19 protein-coding genes and 1 riboswitch are annotated in these 19,026 nt (G+C 70.6%); of the genes, 10 read left to right on the forward strand and 9 right to left on the reverse strand.

Translation table 11 applies throughout. The features are described 5' to 3' along the window. Positions 1–159: 159 nt before the first annotated feature. The 4 genes from pyrH (at position 160) to IGS69_RS25360 (ending at position 3,336) form a co-directional block, all read left to right on the forward strand. On the forward strand, positions 160–918 hold the full coding sequence (gene pyrH / locus IGS69_RS25345; protein WP_190902797.1) for a UMP kinase: 759 nt from the start codon (positions 160–162) through the stop codon (positions 916–918). Between the two features lie 164 nt (positions 919–1,082). Beyond that, complete coding sequence (gene frr, locus IGS69_RS25350; protein WP_006136598.1) at positions 1,083–1,640, forward strand: ribosome recycling factor; 558 nt, start codon at positions 1,083–1,085, stop codon at positions 1,638–1,640. Next, positions 1,640–2,767 (forward strand): phosphatidate cytidylyltransferase, encoded by a 1,128-nt coding sequence (locus IGS69_RS25355; protein WP_190902798.1) that lies wholly within the window; start codon positions 1,640–1,642, stop codon positions 2,765–2,767. Before frr ends, IGS69_RS25355 begins: the two co-directional genes overlap by 1 nt. A gap of 119 nt (positions 2,768–2,886) precedes the next feature. Next, positions 2,887–3,336: an SRPBCC family protein gene (locus IGS69_RS25360; RefSeq protein ID WP_190902799.1), complete on the forward strand. Its 450-nt coding sequence runs from the start codon at positions 2,887–2,889 to the stop codon at positions 3,334–3,336. 80 nt (positions 3,337–3,416) lie between these two features. Here the strand turns inward: IGS69_RS25360 and IGS69_RS25365 are convergent, their stop codons facing one another. Next, a complete protein-coding gene (locus IGS69_RS25365; RefSeq protein ID WP_190902800.1) occupies positions 3,417–3,809 on the reverse strand; it encodes a hypothetical protein in 393 nt (130 codons plus the stop codon). Continuing rightward, positions 3,806–4,066 (reverse strand): hypothetical protein, encoded by a 261-nt coding sequence (locus IGS69_RS25370; RefSeq protein WP_190902801.1) that lies wholly within the window; start codon positions 4,064–4,066, stop codon positions 3,806–3,808. Before IGS69_RS25370 ends, IGS69_RS25365 begins: the two co-directional genes overlap by 4 nt. 305 nt (positions 4,067–4,371) lie before the next feature. Here IGS69_RS25370 and rlmN point away from each other — a divergent pair, with 305 nt between their 5' ends. The 5 genes from rlmN to IGS69_RS25395 all read left to right on the forward strand — a co-directional run bounded on the left by rlmN (position 4,372) and on the right by IGS69_RS25395 (position 10,256). Beyond that, entirely contained in the window at positions 4,372–5,478 is a 1,107-nt protein-coding gene (gene rlmN / locus IGS69_RS25375; RefSeq protein ID WP_190902802.1) for a 23S rRNA (adenine(2503)-C(2))-methyltransferase RlmN, read from the forward strand. A gap of 24 nt (positions 5,479–5,502) precedes the next feature. Further along, positions 5,503–5,609, forward strand: a riboswitch (TPP riboswitch). A gap of 124 nt (positions 5,610–5,733) precedes the next feature. Then, the gene (locus IGS69_RS25380; protein WP_190904634.1) at positions 5,734–6,771 is read left to right on the forward strand and encodes a thiamine ABC transporter substrate-binding protein; all 1,038 of its coding nucleotides are present in this window, start codon (positions 5,734–5,736) and stop codon (positions 6,769–6,771) included. Positions 6,772–6,809: 38 nt separating this feature from the next. Then, a complete protein-coding gene (locus IGS69_RS25385) occupies positions 6,810–8,411 on the forward strand; it encodes an ABC transporter permease (RefSeq protein WP_190904635.1) in 1,602 nt (533 codons plus the stop codon). Then, on the forward strand, positions 8,411–9,430 hold the full coding sequence (locus IGS69_RS25390; protein ID WP_190902803.1) for an ABC transporter ATP-binding protein: 1,020 nt from the start codon (positions 8,411–8,413) through the stop codon (positions 9,428–9,430). Before IGS69_RS25385 ends, IGS69_RS25390 begins: the two co-directional genes overlap by 1 nt. Positions 9,431–9,455: 25 nt before the next feature. Further along, positions 9,456–10,256 (forward strand): maleylpyruvate isomerase family mycothiol-dependent enzyme, encoded by an 801-nt coding sequence (locus IGS69_RS25395; RefSeq protein WP_190902804.1) that lies wholly within the window; start codon positions 9,456–9,458, stop codon positions 10,254–10,256. Positions 10,257–10,342: 86 nt separating this feature from the next. On the opposite strand, the gene IGS69_RS25400 is transcribed toward IGS69_RS25395, so the two are convergent. The 7 genes from IGS69_RS25400 to IGS69_RS25430 all read right to left on the reverse strand — a co-directional run bounded on the left by IGS69_RS25400 (position 10,343) and on the right by IGS69_RS25430 (position 17,418). Beyond that, positions 10,343–11,032: an LAETG motif-containing sortase-dependent surface protein gene (locus IGS69_RS25400; protein WP_190902805.1), complete on the reverse strand. Its 690-nt coding sequence runs from the start codon at positions 11,030–11,032 to the stop codon at positions 10,343–10,345. A 146-nt stretch (positions 11,033–11,178) separates the two neighbouring features. Beyond that, a complete protein-coding gene (locus tag IGS69_RS25405) occupies positions 11,179–12,300 on the reverse strand; it encodes an LOG family protein (RefSeq protein ID WP_190902806.1) in 1,122 nt (373 codons plus the stop codon). Positions 12,301–12,324: 24 nt separating this feature from the next. Next, the gene (locus IGS69_RS25410) at positions 12,325–12,732 is read right to left on the reverse strand and encodes a VOC family protein (RefSeq protein ID WP_190902807.1); all 408 of its coding nucleotides are present in this window, start codon (positions 12,730–12,732) and stop codon (positions 12,325–12,327) included. Positions 12,733–12,850: 118 nt separating this feature from the next. Continuing rightward, positions 12,851–14,560, reverse strand: coding sequence for a hypothetical protein (locus IGS69_RS34755; protein ID WP_232543638.1), 1,710 nt, complete (start codon positions 14,558–14,560; stop codon positions 12,851–12,853). Continuing rightward, complete coding sequence (locus IGS69_RS25420) at positions 14,542–15,291, reverse strand: ABC transporter ATP-binding protein (protein WP_190902808.1); 750 nt, start codon at positions 15,289–15,291, stop codon at positions 14,542–14,544. The genes IGS69_RS34755 and IGS69_RS25420 overlap by 19 nt, the downstream gene beginning before the upstream one ends. A gap of 206 nt (positions 15,292–15,497) precedes the next feature. Then, on the reverse strand, positions 15,498–16,865 hold the full coding sequence (locus IGS69_RS25425; protein WP_190904636.1) for an aspartate aminotransferase family protein: 1,368 nt from the start codon (positions 16,863–16,865) through the stop codon (positions 15,498–15,500). Between the two features lie 13 nt (positions 16,866–16,878). Next, positions 16,879–17,418, reverse strand: a complete 540-nt coding sequence (locus IGS69_RS25430) for an Lrp/AsnC family transcriptional regulator (protein ID WP_190902809.1) — start codon at positions 17,416–17,418, stop codon at positions 16,879–16,881. 164 nt (positions 17,419–17,582) lie between these two features. Between IGS69_RS25430 and IGS69_RS25435 the strand changes: the two genes are divergently transcribed. After that, entirely contained in the window at positions 17,583–19,022 is a 1,440-nt protein-coding gene (locus tag IGS69_RS25435; protein ID WP_190902810.1) for a gamma-aminobutyraldehyde dehydrogenase, read from the forward strand. Positions 19,023–19,026 lie beyond the last annotated feature (4 nt).

Below are 19,026 nucleotides of genomic sequence, written 5' to 3' on the forward strand. Positions count from 1 at the left end.
CCCTATAGGGTCGACAGCAGTCGTCCGCGTACGCCGTCACATGAGTGGCGGACGACAGCAGATCTGACGAGGAGGCCATTGCCGTATGGGATGCGAAACACGCCCCACCGGCAATGGCCTTCTTGGTATGTGCAACACGTGAAAGAGGCGGGATCCCCCATGACCACCAAGGCCCAGAAGAGCGACGACGGCAAAGTGCGCGGCCGGTTTCTGCTGAAGCTGTCCGGAGAGGCCTTCTCCGGTGGCGGCGGCCTTGGCGTCGACCCCGACGTGGTGCACAAGATCGCCCGCGAGATCGCGGCCGTCGTACGCGACGGTGCGGAGATCGCGATCGTCATCGGCGGTGGCAACTTCTTCCGCGGTGCCGAACTCCAGCAGCGCGGCATGGACCGGGCCCGCTCCGACTACATGGGCATGCTCGGCACGGTCATGAACTGCCTCGCCCTCCAGGACTTCCTGGAGAAGGTGGGCGTGGACTGCCGGGTGCAGACCGCCATCACCATGGGCCAGGTCGCCGAGCCGTACATCCCGCTGCGCGCCGTGCGGCACCTGGAGAAGGGCCGCGTGGTCATCTTCGGCGCGGGGATGGGCATGCCGTACTTCTCCACCGACACCACCGCCGCCCAGCGCGCCCTGGAGATCGACGCCGAGGCGCTGCTGATGGGCAAGAACGGCGTGGACGGGGTCTACGACTCCGACCCCAAGACCAACCCGGACGCGGTGAAGTTCGACCACCTCGGCTACGGCGAGGTCATCACGCGGGATCTGAAGGTCGCCGACGCCACGGCGGTGACGCTGTGCCGCGACAACAAGCTCCCGATCGTGGTCTTCGAGCTGCTGGCGGAGGGCAACATCGCGCGCGCCGTCAAGGGTGAGAAGATCGGCACGCTGGTGGGGGACCCCGGCAGCCGGGACTGATACCGGAGAACCACCCCGTCCGGGGGACGGACGGGACGGAGCCGGGCCGGGGGATGGACAATGTCCCGCCGGTCGGGAACCGTTCAGAAGAAGACGCGACGCAGCCGGCCGCCGCCCCACATGGAACCGCAGCCGGGCCTACTCAAGACACGCAGGAGCAAGTGGTGATCGAAGAGACCCTCCTCGAGGCCGAGGAGAAGATGGAGAAGGCCGTCGTGGTCGCCAAGGAGGACTTCGCCGCGATCCGCACCGGCCGTGCGCACCCGGCGATGTTCAACAAGATCGTGGCCGACTACTACGGCGCACCGACGCCGATCAACCAGCTGGCCTCGTTCTCCGTGCCCGAGCCGCGTATGGCCGTGGTGACCCCCTTCGACAAGAGCGCGCTGCGCAACATCGAGCAGGCGATCCGCGACTCCGACCTGGGCGTCAATCCGAGCAACGACGGCAACATCATCCGGGTGGTGTTCCCCGAGCTCACCGAGGAGCGCCGCCGGGAGTACATCAAGGTCGCCAAGGGCAAGGGCGAGGACGCGAAGATCTCGATCCGCTCCGTGCGCCGCAAGGCCAAGGAAGCCATCGACAAGCTGATCAAGGACGGCGAGGTCGGCGAGGACGAGGGCCGCCGTGCGGAGAAGGAGCTCGACGACACCACCGCGAAGTACGTCGCGCAGGTGGACGAGCTCCTGAAGCACAAGGAAGCGGAGCTGCTCGAGGTCTGATGAACGACTCTTCCTGGGGGGCGCCGCCACAGGCCGGGTACTGGGGGCCCAACGACCAAGGGCATGGTCATGGGCACGTCCAGGGTCCGGGCCACGGGCACGTCCAAGGAGCCGCTCCGGCGGGTCCCGCATACGATGCGTATGAAGCGCCTCAGACTCGCCCCATGCCCATCGTGCCCGACGTGACCGAATTCGGCGGAAACCAGGATGACGACCGGGGGGCTGCTCGGCTGAGCGGCGCCCCGGTCCGAAACGACACGAATCCGGAGCCCATGCCCGACGCCTTGCAGCCGGCGCCCAAGCCGCCGAAGAAGAGCGCGGGCCGCGACCTGAGCGCCGCGATAGGGGTCGGTGTCGGGCTCGGTGCGGTGATCGTCGCGTCGCTGTTCGTCGTCAAGGCCGTGTTCGTCGGTGTCGTGGCCGTGGCCGTCGTGGTGGGCCTGTGGGAGCTGACCAAGCGGCTGGAGGAGCGCAAGGGCATCCGCGCGCCCCTCGTGCCGCTCGCGCTCGGCGGTGCCGCGATGGTCGTCGCCGGGTACGTCCGGGGCGCCGAGGGCGCGTGGGTGGCGATGGCGCTCACGGCACTGGCGGTCCTGGTCTGGCGCATGACCGAACCGCCCGAGGGCTACCTGAGGGACGTCACCGCGGGCGTCTTCGCGGCGTTCTACGTGCCGTTCCTGGCGACCTTCGTCGCGATGATGCTGACCGCCGACGACGGGCCGCAGCGGGTGCTCACCTTCCTGCTGCTCACGGTCGTCAGCGACACCGGGGCCTACGCCGTCGGCTGGCGGTTCGGCCGGCACAAGCTCGCCCCGCGCATCAGCCCCGGCAAGACCCGCGAGGGGCTGCTCGGCGCGGTCTCCTTCGCCATGGTCGCGGGGGCGCTGTGCATGCAGTTCCTCATCGACGACGGGGCCTGGTGGCAAGGGCTGGTGCTGGGCCTCGCGGTCGCGGTCACCGCCACGCTGGGCGACCTCGGCGAGTCCATGATCAAGCGGGACCTCGGCATCAAGGACATGGGCACGTTGCTGCCCGGCCACGGCGGAATCATGGACCGGCTCGACTCGCTGCTGCCCACGGCTCCGGTGGTGTGGCTGCTGCTCGTGCTGTTCGTGGGATCCGGCTGATCCGACCGGCCTTGCCGGAAAGCCCCTGCCCGGCCGGGCAGGGGCTCTCTGTCGTCTCGAGGGGACGGTCGGGGGCCTGAAGTGGGACGATTCAGATGTACCTCCCAAAGGAGGCCATCATGGCCATCATCCGAGAGAGCATCGATGTCGACCGCCGTCCCGAGGAGGTCTACCAGTACGTCATGGATGCCGAGCACCTGCCGGAGTGGCAGCTGAGCGCCGTGTCAGCGGAGCGTCTCGACGAGGGGCCCGTCGGCATCGGCTCGAAGGTCCGGGTGACCCGGCACGTAGGCCGTCGCGTCATGCCGATGACCATGGAGGTCACCGAGTACGACCCGCCGCACAGCTGGGGCATGCGCGGCGTCGACGGCCCCGTCCGGGCCCACGTGCACGGCGAGGTCGAGCCCTACGACGAGGGCCGCCGCTCCCACGTCACGATCGACATCGACTTCGAGGGCCACGGCATGGGCAAGGTCCTGGTCCCGCTCGTCGTACGCCCCCAGGTCCGCAAGGAACTCCCGCGCAACGAGCACCTCCTCAAGGACCGGCTGGAGCACACGGGCAAGTAGGACGCCCCGCGCCCCGACGGCACCGGCAAGGACACACACCGCTACAGCAGCTTGACTCACTCATCAAGGCTCCGCCGGCCTTACGTGAGCGGAAAGCCCCAACGAAGCGCCTCGTTCTCGATTTCTATTTGCTCCTGATCCAATTCGGCCTTCCGGGCGGGATCGAGATTCTGGACGTTCAGCATGGCTTGCACGGAGGCGTAGCGGATTCTTGCCTTCTTGCGTCGGCTCACGAGTTCCAGATTCACGAGGATCCACTCGAAGAACGCCGAGAGCAGGACTGCGATGAGTGGAGCCAGGTACAGAAATACTTTGCCCGCGATCTCGTCCTGGTAGCTCTCGCCCACAAAGGCGGCCAGGCCGACGCCGGCGCCGGCCCCGGCGAGCGACGCCTTGAGGGCGTCAGCGTTGAACGGTGTGGGAACGGCTGGTCCAGTCTGAGTAATGCCGGTCCGTTGTGGGGGAATCGTCACGAATCACGTCCCGCGGGCTTGCTGTCGTACCCATTCAGGAATTCATCAAACCGGGCTGCCTCGCTTGCGTCGGCCAGGTCGAGGTTCACGGAATGAGCATCGCGGCCCTTCACCTCGAAGGTTACTTTGTGGCTGGCGATGTCGACTTGCACGGAGTTCAACCGGCGTAACTGCAGCAGTTGCCTGAATGCGCGCCAGCCGACCGGAATGAACGTGGCAATTACGGCGGCCAAGACGCCAGCGACTTCAGCTTCCACCGACCGACCTCCCCCTGATTCAGCGTGGCTCCCGCATTCGCGCAAGCATCAACTGACCAGCATACCTACCCAGTTGAGCAGTGGCAGTCACTTCCAACTGGTCATTCAGCGTGTCTCTGCGACAGGCGTCCCCCGATGGATCTCCAGCGGACCCAGCACGCGAGTCGCCGGCGGCAGCCAGACCTCCTGGGCCGACCCTGGGCCGTCCGAGGCCGGCCGACGCTGACGGACGGCACCCGCAGGTGACCGCCCCCACCCCACTCCGGCCTGGGCTACCGGAGTTGATCTGCGACACTGGGAGGGTTATGCCTGCACCCGGAGAACTCACATTCGTAGCCCCCCGCGGAGCCAAGAAGCCGCCGCGGCATCTTGCCGATCTCACTCCTGCCGAGCGCAAGGAGGCCGTGGTCGCTGTCGGGGAGAAGCCGTTTCGTGCCAAGCAGCTCTCGCAGCACTACTTCGCGCGGTACGCGCATGATCCGGAGCAGTGGACGGACATTCCGGCCGGTGCCCGGGGGAAGCTGCGGGAGGCGCTGCTGCCCGAGCTGATGACCGTCGTGCGGCATCTGTCGACCGACGAGGGCACCACCCGCAAGACACTGTGGCGGCTGTTCGACGGGACGCTCGTCGAGTCCGTGCTGATGCGCTACCCGGACCGGGTGACCATGTGCATCAGCTCGCAGGCCGGGTGTGGAATGAACTGTCCGTTCTGCGCCACCGGGCAGGCAGGGCTGGACCGGAATCTGTCCACCGCCGAGATCGTGCACCAGATCGTGGACGGCATGCGGGCGCTGCGGGACGGGGAAGTGCCCGGAGGCCCGGCACGGCTCAGCAACATCGTCTTCATGGGCATGGGCGAGCCGCTCGCCAACTACAACCGGGTCGCCGGCGCCATCCGGCGGCTCACCGACCCCGAGCCCGACGGTGTGGGCCTCTCGCAGCGCGGCATCACCGTCTCGACGGTCGGGCTCGTCCCGGCCATCCACCGGTTCTCCGACGAGGGCTTCAAGTGCCGCCTCGCCATCTCGCTGCACGCGCCCGACGACGAGCTGCGCGACACCCTCGTGCCGGTGAACACGCGCTGGAAGGTCCGCGAGGTACTGGACGCCGGCTTCGAGTACAGCGCCAAGTCGGGGCGGCGGCTGTCCATCGAGTACGCGCTGATCCGGGACATCAACGACCAGGCCTGGCGAGGTGACCGGCTCGGCCGGATGCTCAAGGGTAGGCCCGTACACGTCAACCTCATCCCGCTGAACCCGACGCCCGGGTCGAAGTGGACCGCATCCCGGCCCGAGGACGAGAAGGCGTTCGTGGAGGCCATCGCCGCCCATGGTGTGCCGGTGACGATCCGGGACACCCGTGGTCAGGAGATCGACGGGGCGTGTGGTCAGCTCGCGGCCACCGAACGGTAGTCTGACCGTCGTACGTACATCTGCATATTCCGACAGGGGAGCGCCACAGCGCTGAGAGTGCGGCACACGGCCGCAGACCCTCCGAACCTGGCCCAGGTCATTCTGGGTAGGGAGATCGGTCACCACTCGAGCTGTTGCGCCCTGCCCGGGACCGCGGAAGTCCCGGGCAGGGCCGCGTCTTCTCCTGGTCACTCCAGGAGGAATCCAGTGAGCAACCACAAGAAGCGGCTGACGGCCGTCGTCGTCGGGCTCGGCATGGCCGGCGCGCTCGCCGCGTGCGGATCGTCCGACGGCGGTCAGGGGTCCGGCGACTCCAAGACCGTGACGCTCGTCAGCCACGACTCGTGGGCCGCCTCCAAGGACGTCATCGCGGCCTTCGAGAAGCAGTCCGGCTACAAGGTCGACGTCCTGAAGGACGGCGACGCCGGGCAGGCCGTGAACAAGGCCATCCTGACCAAGGACAATCCGCAGGGCGACGTCTTCTTCGGCGTCGACAACACCCTGCTCTCGCGGGCGCTCGACAACGGCCTGTTCCAGCCGTACGAGCCGAAGGGCTCCGACCAGATCAAGGCCGAGTACCGCGTCGACCAGGACAAGCACCGGGTCACGCCCATCGACACCGGCGACATCTGCGTCAACTACGACAAGAAGTACTTCGCCGACCACAAGCTCGAGCCGCCGAAGAGCTTCGACGACCTGGTCGAGCCCCGGTACAAGAACCTGCTGGTGACCGAGAACGCCTCCGCTTCCTCCCCCGGCCTCGGCTTCCTGCTCGGCACCGCCGCGAAGTACGGGGACGACGGCTGGGAGGGCTACTGGAAGAAGCTCAAGGCCAACGGCGTGAAGGTCGTCGACGGCTGGGAGCAGGCCTACAACGAGGAGTTCTCCGGATCGGCCGGCGGCAAGAAGGCCAAGGGCGACCGGCCGCTCGTCGTGTCGTACGCCTCCTCGCCGCCCGCCGAGGTCGTCTTCGCCGACCCGAAGCCGGGCACGGCACCGACCGGGGTCGCCGAGGGCACCTGCTTCCGGCAGGTCGAGTACGCGGGGCTGCTCGCCAACGCCGGGAACAGCAAGGGCGGCAAGGCCCTCCTCGACTTCCTCGTCAGCAGGAAGTTCCAGGAGGACATGCCGCTCAACATGTTCGTGTACCCGGTGACCGAGGGCGTCCAGGTGCCGCCGGAGTTCGTGAAGTACGGGCCGCAGGCGAAGGACCCGGAGACCATGGACCCGGCGAAGATCGCCGGCCACCGTGACCAGTGGGTCAAGTCGTGGACCTCGCTCGTACTGAAGTAGCCGCCCGGCGGCGGGGCGCGGCGGCGCGGTTCGGCCTGCTGGCCGCGCCCGTCGCGTTCTTCGCGGTCTTCTTCGCCTACCCCGTCGCCGCGATCGTCGCGCGCGGCCTGAAGACCGACGGCACCTGGCACCTCGGGCGGATCACGGAGGTGCTCGCCCAGTCCGATGTCCGGCACGTCCTGTGGTTCACCACCTGGCAGGCGCTGGTCTCCACTGCGCTCACGCTGCTGGTCGCGCTCCCCGGCGCGTACGTCTTCGCGCGCTTCGAGTTCCCGGGCAAGCAGGTCCTGCGGGCGGTCGTCACCGTCCCGTTCGTGCTGCCGACGGTCGTCGTCGGTACGGCGTTCCTCGCGCTGGTCGGGCGGGGCGGGCTGCTCGACGAGCTGTGGGGCCTGCGCCTGGACACCACGGTGTGGGCGATCCTGCTCGCGCACGTCTTCTTCAACTACGCGGTCGTCGTCCGGACCGTCGGGGGGCTCTGGGCGCAGCTCGACCCGCGGCAGGAGGAGGCCGCGCGGATGCTCGGGGCGTCCCAGCTGAAGGCCTGGCGGCAGGTCACCCTGCCCGCCCTCGCCCCGGCCGTGGCCGCCGCCGCGCTGATGGTCTTCCTGTTCACCTTCACCAGCTTCGGTGTCGTGCAGATCCTCGGCGGGCCCACCTTCTCCACCCTGGAGGTGGAGATCTACCGGCAGACCTCGGAGATCTTCGACCTGTCCACCGCGGCCGTGCTGACGATGATCCAGTTCGTCGCGGTCGGCGCGATCCTCGCCGTGCACGCCTGGACCGTGCGGCGGCGGGAGACCGCGCTGCGGCTGGTGGACGCGTCCGTGACCGCGCGCCGGCCGCGCGGAGCGGGACAGTGGGCCCTGCTGGGCGGGGTGCTCGTCACCGTCGCCGTGCTGCTCGTGCTGCCGCTCGCCGTACTGGTGCAGCGGTCCCTGGACGCGCCCGGCTTCGGCTACTACCGGGCGCTGACCAGCGAGGACGGGGGAGTGTTCCTGGTCCCGCCGATCGAGGCGATCGGCAACTCCCTGTCGTACGCCGTCGCCGCCACGCTCATCGCCGTGCTGATCGGCGGGCTCGCCGCGGTCGCGCTCACCCGCCGGGACGCCGGGCGGTTCGTGCGCGGCTTCGACGCGCTGCTGATGCTGCCGCTCGGGGTGTCCGCGGTGACCGTCGGCTTCGGGTTCCTGATCTCCCTCGACGAGCCGCCACTGGACCTCAGGTCCTCCTGGATCCTGGTGCCCCTCGCGCAGGCGCTGGTCGGGGTGCCGTTCGTCGTACGGACCATGCTGCCCGTGCTGCGGGCCGTGGACGTGCGGCTGCGGGAGGCGGCCTCGGTGCTCGGGGCCTCGCCCTGGCGGGTGTGGCGGGAGGTGGATCTGCCGATGGTGAGGCGGGCGCTGCTGATCGCCGCCGGGTTCGCCTTCGCCGTGTCCCTCGGGGAGTTCGGGGCGACGGTGTTCATCGCACGGCCCGACCGACCGACGCTGCCGGTGGCCGTGGCCCGGCTGCTCGGGCGGCCCGGGGACCTCAACTACGGCCAGGCGATGGCCCTTTCGACGATTCTGATGGTGGTGTGCGCCGTGGCCCTGCTGGTGCTGGAGAGGCTCCGCACGGACCGGACGGGGGAGTTCTGATGCTGCTGGCCCTGCGGGACGCGACGGTCCGCTTCGGCGGCCGGGCCGTGCTGGACGCCGTCGATCTGGAGGTCGCCGAGCACGAGATCGTGTGCGTGCTCGGACCCAGCGGCAGCGGCAAGTCGACCCTGTTGCGGGCGGTCGCCGGACTGCAACCCCTCGACTGCGGGCGGGTGTCGCTCGACGGGCACGACCAGGCGGGCCTGCCGGCGCACCGGCGTGGAGTCGGGCTGATGTTCCAGGACCACCAGCTGTTCCCGCAGCGGGACGTGGGCGGCAACGTGGCCTTCGGACTGCGGATGCACGGCGAGCCGAAGCGGCGACAGGCCGAGCGGGTGCAGGAGTTGCTGGACCTCGTGGGGCTGCCGGGCGCGGGCCGCCGGGCCGTCGCCGCACTGTCCGGCGGGGAGCAGCAGCGAGTGGCACTGGCCCGGGCCCTCGCGCCCAGCCCCCGGCTGCTGATGCTGGACGAGCCGCTCGGACAGCTCGACCGGTCGCTGCGGGAGCGTCTGGTCGTCGAACTGAAGGAACTGTTCGGCCGGTTGGGCACGACCGTGCTCGCCGTGACACACGACCAGGGAGAGGCCTTCGCGCTGGCCGACCGGGTCGTGGTGATGCGGGACGGGCGCATCGCCCAGACCGGTACGCCCCTCGATGTGTGGCAGCGGCCCGCCGACGCCTTCGTCGCCCGCTTCCTCGGCTTCGAGAACGTGGTCGAGGCGACGGTGGGCACCGAGGCCGCGGACACGCCGTGGGGCAAGGTGCCGGTGCCCGAGGACGCCCCGCAGGGCACCCGGACCCTGCTGGTGCGGCCCGCCGGGGTGCGCCTGGTGCCCGCCGACGCGGGCCTGCGCTGCACCGTGGCCGCGCGCACCTTCCGGGGCACCCATGTCACCGTGCACCTCCAGCCCCCGGACGCCCCGCGCCTGGAGGCGGCGTGCGCGCTGCGGGACGCGCCGGAGACGGGGGACGAGGTCGGCGTGGAGTTCGACGCGGCCGAAATCGTGGTGCTCGGCTGATCGTCGGCCGCCTAGGGTGCGGTGCATGACACCGCTGCTCGCACACGACCGCTACTGCGACGAAATCGCCCGCCAGGTCGGCTTGTTGAGGTCCGTGGTGACCTCCGGGACCGATCTGTCCGGCACCGTGCCCACCTGCCCGGACTGGTCGCTGGAGGACCTCGTACGGCACATGGGCCGCGCCCTGCGCTGGGTGGAGTTCATCGTGCGGACCCGGGCCGACGCGGAGGTGCCCGAGGAGCGGGTGCCGGGTCTCGCCGGGCCGGGGACGCGGGGGGACGCCGCCGCCCTGGACGCCTGGCTGGCGGAGAGCGGCGAGCAGGTCGTCGCCGCCCTGCGGGAGGCCGGGCCGGACACGAAGGTGTGGAGCTGGGCGGGGATCCCCGCCACCGGGTTCTGGGCCCGCCGGATGACGCATGAGATCACCGTGCACCGCGCGGACGCCACGCTCACGGCCGGGCTGCCCTACGAGGTCGCGCCCGAGGTGGCCGCCGACGCGATCGACGAGTGGCTGCAGATCGTGGAGTACGTGCGGCGGACGGTGCCGCACCACGCGGCGAGGGAACTGCGTGGCCCCGGCCGCAGCATCCACCTCCACGCCACCGACACCGGGCCGGAGGTGAACGCCGAGTGGCTCGTGGAGCTCACCGAGGACGGTGTCGCCTGGCGCCGGGGCCACCGGAAGGCGACCGTGGCCCTGCGCGGGCCGCTCACCTCCGTCCTGCTGGCGTTCTACCGCCGACTGCCGCTGGACGCGCCGGAGTTGGAGGTGCTGGGCGAGCGGGAGCTGCTGGAGTTCTGGCTGGAGCGGGCGACCTTCGGATGACACGGGACGCGGCCCGTCCCCCGGCACGGACGTGGCCCGCCCCCTGGTGGGGGACGGGCCACGGCACGGTGTGCGTTGCGCGAAGGTCAGCTGTCGCTGTTGGCCCCGCGACGGCGCATGCCGAAGAACACCGCGCCGCCACCGACGACGACCAGGGCCGCCGCGATGCCGGCGATGAGGCCGGTGCTGGAGTTGGCACCGGTCTCGGCGAGGTTGGAGTCACCGGCCGGGGCGGGCACGTTGCCCGCCGGCGAGGTGCTCTGGCTCTCCGACGGCTCCGGAGCGGGGGTCTCGGTCTCCTCCGCCGGCTTGGAGGGGGAGGCCGACGGGGTCGGCGTGGCCGGGGGAGTCGAAGCCGGGGGCTCCTCCTCCTTCTTGCAGGCCGTGGCCGGGGTGACGAGGTTGGGCTTGATGTCCTCGTCCACGTAGCGGGCGGCCTTGACGTGGATGCGGTACTCGGCGTTCGGCTTCCAGTCGTCGGCGAAGGTGATGGTGGTGCCTTCGCGCGAGCCCTTGACCACCTGCGTGCCGACCTTCTTGGCGTCGGCGCCGTTGTTCTGCAGGTACACGGTGACCGTGGCCGGGATGCCGGCGGGGTCGACGTCGGTGACGGTGATGACGCCCTTGTCGCCATCGCACTTCGCCTCGGCGGAGAACTCGCTGATGTCGCAGGCGAGCGCGTTGCCCGCGGCACCGAGCGCGAGCGCGGCCGAGGCGGAGGCGACACCGAGGACGCGCACGGCACGTGCGCGGCGGGATACGGACAGAACTGCCACGTTTGTCCTTTACGGGATTGCTGAAGCGGGGGGTTGAGGCAGTGTTGACTGAACATCAGCACTACCGGGAGACTCACAGGTCTATAAGCGCCGCATAAGTAGTGTCAACGCATATGCAGGTTGCAAGCACTTGCTTTGCCTTCTTATTAACCGCCAAGACGTTTCAAGGCCTCCGGCGCCTCCTCGATCCGCTCCACCAGCGCGATCCGGGCCTCCATCGAGCGTCCCGCGGCCAGCGACCGCAGCAGCGGCCACGCGGGCAGCTTCTCCGTCCAGTGCGCGCGGTCCACCAGCACCATCGGCGTCGGCTCACCGCGCGACTCGTAGTAGTTGGGCGTCGCGTTGTCGAAGATCTCCTGCAGCGTCCCCGCGGCGCCCGGCAGGAACACCACACCCGCGTTGGACCGGGCCAGCAGGCCGTCCTCGCGGGTGGCGTTGGCGAAGTACTTGGCGATGTGGGAGGCGAAGGCGTTCGGCGGCTCGTGGCCGTAGAACCAGGTCGGGATGCCCACCGAGCGGCCGCCCCGGGGCCAGCGGGTGCGTATCTCGAAGGCCGCCGAGGCCCATTGGGTGATCGACGGGGTGAAGTGCGGTGCCTTGCCGAGGAGTTCGAGTGACTCGGTGAGCATCTCGTCGTCGAAGGGGGCGGCGTACGCGCCGAGGTTGGCCGCTTCCATGGCGCCCGGGCCGCCACCGGTGGCGATCGTGAAGCCGGCGCGGGCCAGCTCCCGGCCGAGCCGTGCGGCGCCGGTGTACTCCTCGGTGCCGCGGGCCATCGCGTGGCCGCCCATGACGCCCACGACCCGGGCCCCGGACAGGAGTTCGTCGAGCGCGTCCGAGACGGAGTCGTCGTGGACCGAGCGCAGCATGGACGCGTAGATGTCGCGGTCGGCCTTGGTGCGCTGGAACCAGGCGTAGGCGAGGGCGTCGGGCGTGGCCTCGTAGCCGTCGGCCAGCGACGCGAAGAGTTCGTCCGGGGAGTAGACCAGGCCGCGGTACGGGTCGAACGGCAGGTCCGGGACCGGTGGGAAGACCAGCGCGCCGTCGGCCCGGACCTTGGCGTCCGCGTCCTCGCGCATCGCGCAGCCGAGGAAGACCGCGCCCGCGGTGTCCGTGGTGAGCAGCTCGCGCGTACGGTCCGTCAGATCGACGGCCTGGACGCGGTGTCCGGCGAGGGTGCCGCGCGCCGAGACGGTCGCGTCGAACTCCTCGAGGGTCTCTATCTCACGGTCGTCGTGGTGGGCCGCATGGGCGGGCATCGTCTGCACCCGCCCATGCTAGGCGGCACGCCGTCAGCCCTGGACGGCTGCGGGGTCCATCCACACGACCTCGAAGGTGTGGCCGTCCAGGTCGTCGAAGGCGCGGCCGTACATGAAGCCGTGGTCCTGGGTCTCGTCCGAGACGGAACCGCCCGCCGCGACCGCCTTCTCGACCAGTTCGTCGACCTTCTCGCGGCTCTCGGAGCTCAGCGCGATCAGCACCTCGCTGGTCTTCGTCGAGTCCGCGACCTCCTTCTTGGTGAACTGGAGGTACTTCTCCCTGGTGTGCACCATGATCACGATGGTCTCGCTGATCACCACCGAGGCGGTCGTGTCGTCGCTGAACTGCTCGTTGATCGTGAAGCCCAGCTCCGTGAAGAACTTCTTCGAGGCGCCGAGGTCGCCGGTGCACAGGTTCACGAAGATCATCTGCTGGTACATGCGAGGTCGCTCCCATCACGTCCGTGTCGTTACGCGGGATAGACCGGGGGCCGGTCCGGAACTCATCGCCGTACGGGGACTTTTCTCGTACGAGTTTTCCAGCGGGGGCCGCGGGAGTTCAGCGCGCCAGCGGCAGCGCCGCCAGTTCCGCGACCGTCAGGGTGAGCGGGCCGAACAGGGCGAGCAGCGCGACGGCGCGCACAGCGGCGGCGCTGCGCAGCATCGTGGCGGGGGCGCCGAGGCGCAGCAGCGCGGCGGTGGTCTCGGCGCGGGCCTGCCGCGCCTCGACGGCGGCCGTGAGGAGCGTCGCCGTCGTGCAGCCGGTCACGAGCACCACGCCGAGGGTGGTGAGCGGGCCGAGCGAGAGCCCGTCCGGGGCGTGCAGCAGCGCCATGGCCCACGCGGCGGACAGCACCGCGCAGACGACGCCGAGGGGACGCCCGATGCGGACGGCCTCCGCCATGAGGATGCGGCCGGCCAGGAGCCGCAGGGCACCGGGGCGGGCCGACTGCAGCAGCCGTCCGCACAGGTGGGTCAGGCCGGGACCGGCCAGGGCCAGACCGACGGCGACGAGCGCCCAGCCCGCCAGCACGCCCGGGGAGGCACCGGAGAAGGAGAGGTCGGGGGGTGTCGGGGAGGTGCGGCTCGTGTAGCTCTCCACGGCGAGGCCAGCGGCCAGCACGGTGATCCCCCAGGGGAGACCGGAGGGGGCGGCGATGGTGTCGGGCAGGGCCGCGTCGGTGGTGTCCGGCAGGACCGCGTCGGGGGCCGCGGTGCCGTCGGGGGCGCCGGACTCCGGGTCGCGCGGGCCCGGGTGCCCGGCCAGGGCCCCGGCGGGGCTGATGGCGCCGGCCGCGTCCGGCGCCGCCGCGCGCGGGCTGAGCCACTGGCCGGGCTCGCCGGCCGGGCCGTGCGCGCCCGTCGCGTCCGGGTGCGGGGCTGCGGGGAGCCCGGCAGGGGCCCCGGCGCCCGTCTCCTGGGCGCCCGGCTGACCCGGGCCGCCGGGCATGCGGCCGGGCGGCTGGGCCGGCGGGTCCGCGACCGCGCTCACGGCGCCACCGGGACCCGTGACCGCTGCCGGCGCGGACCCGCCGGCCCGGGCCGCGGGCGGGCCGCTCTTCGCGCCGGGCTCGGCACCGTTCGACGCGGCGGCCTCGGCACTGTTCGCCGCGGCGGCCTCGGCGCCGCGGCCGGGCGCGGGCCGGGTGATCTGCCGGCCGAACCGCCCGTACGCGCCGAAGGTCTCGCGGGTGCCGGCGCGCCCGTACGCGCCGAAGCGGCCGTACAGCCGGGCCGCCCGGGGCCCGGCGGCCTTCGCCTCGCGCGGACGCAGGGCCAGGGCCACCGCCACCGACGCGCCGACGGGCACGAGCGCCAGCAGGGTCAGGGCGCCCGGCAGCGGCAGGGGCCGGTCCGCGGCGAGGGACTCGGCCGCGGCGCCGTCGAAGGGCATGCCCGTCAGGTCGCCCCGCAGGTGCAGGAAGACGAGCAGGGCCAGCATCGCGCCCAGCGTGCAGGACAGGGCCGTCGTCGTCGCCGAGACGGCCATCATGCGCACCGGGCCGAGGCCGATCGCCGAGAGGCCCGCGCGGGGCTTGGTGCCCGGGTCGGTACGGGCCACGGCGACCGCGAAGTACACCGTGGCGGCCAGCGGGGCCGCGCACCAGGCCAGCCGCAGCAGGGCGGTGCCGGGGGAGCCGGGGTGGCCCAGCGCGTAGCCGAGCGCGCAGAGCAGCAGGAAGGCCGTGCCCGCCGAGGCCGCCGCGACCAGCAGGCGGCGCAACTGGACGGCGGGGTGGGCGCCGCGGGTCAGACGGAGAGCGAGCACGCGGCCCGGCCTTCCGGCTCGCGGGGCTCGGCGACCGGCGGCAGGTGCACCGTCTGCACGCGCCGCCCGTCCAGCAGCGACACCGTGCGGTCGGCGAGGGCCGCGGTCTCCGCGTCATGGGTGGCCAGGACGACGGTGATGCGGTGGGAGCGAGCCGCCGTGGTGAGGGTGCGCAGCACATGGGCGCGGTCGGCGCGGTGCAGGGGCGCCGTGGGCTCGTCGGCGAACAGCACCGACGGCGCGGGGGCCAGCGCGCGGGCGATGCAGACCCGCTGCCGCTCGGCCTGCACCAGCTGGTGGGGCCGTTTGCGGGCGCTGTCGCCGATGTCCAGGCGCTCCAGCCACTCCATGGCCGCGGTCCTGGCGCGCCGCCGGCTGGTGCCGCGCAGCATCAGCGGCAGGGCGGTGTTCTCCCAGGCGTTGAGCTCCGGGACCAGGGAGGGGGCCGGGTCGATCCAGCCGAAGCGGTCGCGGCGCAGCCGCTCGCGGGTGAGGGGGCCCATGGTGTGCACGGGCACGCTGTTGAACCAGACCTCGCCGCGCCGCACGGGCACCAGACCGGACAGGCACCGCAGCAGGGTCGTCTTGCCGCTGCCCCGCGGGCCGCCGATGGCGAGGATCTCGCCCTCGCGCACGCCGAGCGAGACGCCGCAGAGCGCGGGCGAGCCGTCGTCGTGCTGGAAGTGCAGGGCGCGTGCCCAGAGCACGTCGTTGTCCGGCGGGGCCTCCATGCGCGTACACCTCGGTTCAGATCCGTAGTTCCCTTGCCATCCCCCGTGCGGGGGAACGAAGGCAGGGCCGATCGGTCACTGGGCACGCTAGGCAGAAGGCGGCTCGGCGCCGGACAGCACGCGGCCCCGGGCCGCCGTTTCTCACTCGAACGGGCGGCACCAGGGCCGGTGTTGATCATCCAGGAAGACGATCTGAGCGACGGGCGTCAGAGCTTCGTCCACGCCTCCGTCAGGGTGGCGCGCAGGATCTGCTCGATCTCGTCGAACGTCGACTGGTCGGAGATCAGCGGCGGGGCGAGCTGGACGACCGGGTCGCCGCGGTCGTCGGCCCGGCAGTACAGGCCGTTGTCGTACAGCGCCTTGGAGAGGAAGCCGTACAGGACGCGCTCGGTCTCCTCGTCGTTGAAGGACTCCTTGGTGTTCTTGTCCTTCACCAGCTCGATGCCGTAGAAGAAGCCGTTGCCGCGGACGTCGCCGACGATCGGCAGGTCGTGGAGCTTCTCCAGGGTGGCGCGGAAGTTGCCCTCGTTGTCCAGGACGTGCTGGTTGAGGTTCTCGCGCTCGAACAGGTCGAGGTTGGCCAGGCCCACGGCCGCGGAGACCGGGTGGCCGCCGAAGGTGTAGCCGTGCAGGAAGGTGTTGTCGCCCTTGTAGAACGGCTCGGCCAGGCGGTCGGAGATGATGCACGCGCCGATCGGGGAGTAGCCCGAGGTCATGCCCTTGGCGCAGGTGATCATGTCCGGCACGTAGTCGAACTTGTCGCAGGCGAAGTACGTGCCCAGACGGCCGAAGGCGCAGATGACCTCGTCCGAGACGAGCAGCACGTCGTACTGGTCGCAGATCTCGCGGACCCGCTGGAAGTAGCCGGGCGGGGGCGGGAAGCAGCCGCCCGCGTTCTGCACCGGCTCCAGGAAGACCGCGGCGACGGTGTCCGGGCCCTCGAAGAGGATCTGCTGCTCGATCTGGTCGGCGGCCCAGCGGCCGTAGGCCTCCGGGTCGTCGCCGTGGATCGGGGCGCGGTAGATGTTGGTGTTCGCCACCTTGTGCGCGCCCGGCACCAGCGGCTCGAAGGGAGCCTTCAGGGCCGGCAGGCCGGTGATGGACAGGGCGCCCTGCGGGGTGCCGTGGTAGGCGACCGCGCGGGAGATGACCTTGTGCTTGGTGGGCTTGCCGGTCAGCTTGAAGTACTGCTTGGCGAGCTTCCAGGCGGTCTCGACCGCCTCACCGCCGCCGGTCGTGAAGAAGACCTTGTTCAGGTCGCCCGGCGCGTGCCCGGCGAGGCGCTCGGCCAGCTCGACGGCCTTGGGGTGGGCGTAGGACCACACCGGGAAGAACGCGAGCTCCTGCGCCTGCTTGAAGGCGGTCTCGGCGAGCTCGACCCGGCCGTGCCCGGCCTGCACCACGAAGAGGCCGGCGAGGCCGTCCAGGTAGCGCTTGCCCTTGTCGTCGTAGATGTACGTGCCCTCGCCCCGCACGATGGTGGGCACGGGGGCCTTCTCGTACGACGACATGCGCGTGAAGTGCATCCACAGGTGGTCGTACGCGGACTGGGAGAGGTCCTTGCTCACGGCTATCGGGTCCTCACGATTATCGGGTTCCCCACATGTAGGTCTGCTTCTTGAGCTTGAGGTAGACGAAGCTCTCGGTGGAGCGCACTCCGGGCACGGCCCGTATGCGTTTGTTGATGACGTCCAGGAGGTGGTCGTCGTCCTCGCAGACGATCTCCACCATCAGGTCGAACGAGCCTGCGGTCATCACCACGTACTCGCATTCGGACATCGCCGACAGCGCGTCCGCGACCGACTCCACGTCGCCCTCGACGTTGATGCCGACCATCGCCTGTCTGCGGAAGCCCACGGTGAGCGGGTCCGTGACGGCGACGATCTGCATCACGCCCTGGTCGAGCAGCTTCTGGACGCGCTGGCGCACGGCCGCCTCCGACAGGCCCACGGCCTTGCCGATGGCGGCGTACGGCCGGCGGCCGTCCTCCTGGAGCTGCTCGATGATGGCGAGGGAGACGACGTCCAGCTGCGGCGAGCTGCCGTTCCTGGACTCGCGGGAGGGCTCGCGGTGCTCCCGTGAGCCCTTCTGGTCTGCGCTTCGACTGGCCACGAGGTCACTGTGCACGAGGTCTCGACACTTCCGCAAGCCTCGACCGATGAAATCCGTTGTTTCAGCACCTGACTCCTGCGGATTCCGCACGATCGAAGGGACCGGGGGTGTTGAAAACGTGGGTCGGCCGACTAGGGTGGGTGTCTCAAGTACTGGACATCCGAACTGGAGGGCCGGCAGTGAGCACCGAGCTTCGTCGTCTGCGCAACTACATCGGCGGTGAGTTCCGGGACGCCGCCGACGGACGGACCACCGAGGTGGTCAATCCCGCGACGGGTGAGGCGTACGCGACCGCTCCGCTGTCCGGGCAGGCGGACGTGGACGCCGCGATGGCGGCGGCCGCCGAGGCCTTTCCCGGCTGGCGCGACACCACGCCCGCCGAGCGGCAGAAGGCCCTGCTGAAGATCGCGGACGCCTTCGAGGAGCGCGCCGAGGAGCTGATCGCGGCCGAGGTGGAGAACACGGGCAAGCCGACCGGGCTGACCCGCTCCGAGGAGATCCCGCCGATGGTCGACCAGATCCGCTTCTTCGCGGGCGCGGCGCGGATGCTGGAGGGCCGCTCGGCCGGCGAGTACATGGAAGGCCTGACCTCCATCGTGCGCCGGGAGCCGGTCGGCGTCTGCGCGCAGGTCGCGCCGTGGAACTACCCGATGATGATGGCCGTGTGGAAGTTCGCCCCGGCGATCGCGGCGGGCAACACCGTCGTGCTCAAGCCGTCGGACACCACCCCGGCCTCGACGGTCCTCATGGCCGAGATCATCGGCTCGATCGTCCCCAAGGGCGTCTTCAACGTCATCTGCGGCGACCGCGACACCGGCCGCATGATGGTCGAGCACGACACCCCGGCGATGGCCTCCATCACCGGTTCCGTGCGGGCCGGCATCCAGGTCGCGGAGTCGGCCGCCAAGGACGTCAAGCGGGTCCACCTCGAGCTGGGCGGCAAGGCCCCGGTCGTGGTCTTCGAGGACACCGACATCGCCAAGGCCGTCGAGGACATCTCGGTCGCCGGCTACTTCAACGCCGGCCAGGACTGCACCGCGGCCACCCGGGTGCTGGTCCACGAGTCCATCCACGACGAGTTCGTCTCCGCGCTGGCCAAGGCCGCCTCCGAGACGAAGACCGGGCAGCCGGACGACGAGGACGTGCTGTTCGGCCCGCTCAACAACCCCAACCAGCTCAAGCAGGTCGAGGGCTTCATCGAGCGGCTGCCCGCGCACGCGCGCGTGGAGGCCGGCGGCAAGCGGGTCGGCGACAAGGGCTACTTCTACGCGCCGACCGTCGTCTCGGGTCTGAAGCAGACCGACGAGATCATCCAGCAGGAGGTCTTCGGCCCGGTCATCACCGTGCAGTCCTTCTCCGACGAGGAGCAGGCCGTGGAGTGGGCCAACGGCGTCGAGTACGCGCTGGCCTCCTCCGTGTGGACCAAGGACCACGGCCGGGCCATGCGGATGTCCAAGAAGCTCGACTTCGGCTGCGTGTGGATCAACACCCACATCCCGCTGGTCGCCGAGATGCCGCACGGCGGCTTCAAGAAGTCCGGCTACGGCAAGGACCTCTCGGGCTACGGCTTCGACGACTACACGCGCATCAAGCACGTGATGACGTCGCTGGACGCGTAGTCAC

The sequence above is a fragment of the Streptomyces tuirus genome (assembly GCF_014701095.1).
Classification (GTDB): Bacteria; Actinomycetota; Actinomycetes; order Streptomycetales; family Streptomycetaceae; genus Streptomyces; species Streptomyces tuirus.

Excerpts from the sequence above, each read along its gene's own strand:
- IGS69_RS25355 (WP_190902798.1), top strand. The coding sequence starts at position 1,640 with ATGAACGACTCTTCCTGGGGGGCGCCGCCACAGGCCGGGTACTGGGGG.
- IGS69_RS25420 (WP_190902808.1), bottom strand. The coding sequence starts at position 15,291 with ATGGAGGCCCCGCCGGACAACGACGTGCTCTGGGCACGCGCCCTGCAC.
- rlmN (WP_190902802.1), top strand. The coding sequence starts at position 4,372 with ATGCCTGCACCCGGAGAACTCACATTCGTAGCCCCCCGCGGAGCCAAG.
- IGS69_RS25360 (WP_190902799.1), top strand. The coding sequence starts at position 2,887 with ATGGCCATCATCCGAGAGAGCATCGATGTCGACCGCCGTCCCGAGGAG.
- IGS69_RS25380 (WP_190904634.1), top strand. The coding sequence starts at position 5,734 with ATGGCCGGCGCGCTCGCCGCGTGCGGATCGTCCGACGGCGGTCAGGGG.
- IGS69_RS25395 (WP_190902804.1), top strand. The coding sequence starts at position 9,456 with ATGACACCGCTGCTCGCACACGACCGCTACTGCGACGAAATCGCCCGC.
- IGS69_RS25390 (WP_190902803.1), top strand. The coding sequence starts at position 8,411 with ATGCTGCTGGCCCTGCGGGACGCGACGGTCCGCTTCGGCGGCCGGGCC.
- pyrH (WP_190902797.1), top strand. The coding sequence starts at position 160 with ATGACCACCAAGGCCCAGAAGAGCGACGACGGCAAAGTGCGCGGCCGG.
- IGS69_RS25410 (WP_190902807.1), bottom strand. The coding sequence starts at position 12,732 with ATGTACCAGCAGATGATCTTCGTGAACCTGTGCACCGGCGACCTCGGC.